This is a genomic window from Burkholderia sp. Tr-20355, assembly GCF_017104685.1.
In the GTDB taxonomy this organism is placed as follows: domain Bacteria; phylum Pseudomonadota; class Gammaproteobacteria; order Burkholderiales; family Burkholderiaceae; genus Burkholderia; species Burkholderia seminalis.
Genome location: NZ_JAAGPK010000409.1, coordinates 1 through 744, shown reverse-complemented (window position 1 = coordinate 744; position 744 = coordinate 1). Strand labels below are relative to the sequence as shown.

Below are 744 nucleotides of genomic sequence, written 5' to 3'. Positions count from 1 at the left end.
GCCGGCACGCTGCGCGGCGCCGATACGCTCGCCGCGTCGCGCAGCCTCGCGCATGCGCCGATCGCCGACTGGCCGGCCGCCGACTGGTGGCTTGCGTTGCACGATGCGCAGCTGGATGCATTGATCGACGAAGCGCTGGCCGGCAATCCCGATCTCGCGACCGCCGATGCGCGTGCGCGCGAGGCGCAGGCGCTGGTGATCGAAGCGCAGGCCGCGCGACTGCCGCACCTCGTCGGCCGCGCGAGCGCGAAGGGCGAACGCACGTCCGGCACGCAGTTTTCGACGGACCAGGGCGGCGGTGTCTTCAGCCACACACGCGAGATCAATCTCGGCCTGAGCTGGGATCTCGATCTGTGGGGCGGCCGCCGGGCGACGTGGGAAGCCGCGCTCGGCGAAGCGCGTGCGGCGCGGATCGATGCGCAGGCCGCGCGCGTGCTGCTGTCCGTCAACGTCGCGCGCGCCTACGTGAATCTCGCCTATGCGTTCGATCAGCAGGATGTCGCGCAGGCCGAATTCGACCGCGCCGACGAAGCGCTGTCGCTGACGCGCCAGCGCGTCACGAAAGGCATCGACAACGTCGCGCAGCAGCGCCAGGCGGAAAGCGAAGTCGCGGCGGCAACGCGCGAGCAGGCCCGCGCGGCGCAGGCGATCGACAGCGCGCGCATCGCGCTCGCGATCCTGCTCGGCGCCGGCCCCGATCGCGGCCTCGCGCTCGCGCGGGGATCGGGAGAGCGGCGTGTGGGG

General features: G+C 72.7%; 1 protein-coding gene. It reads left to right on the top strand.

Annotated elements, in window-relative coordinates; translation table 11 throughout:
- The coding region (locus G3N62_RS35660) for a TolC family protein (protein WP_206141571.1) at positions 1-744 on the top strand (744 nt) is incomplete at both ends.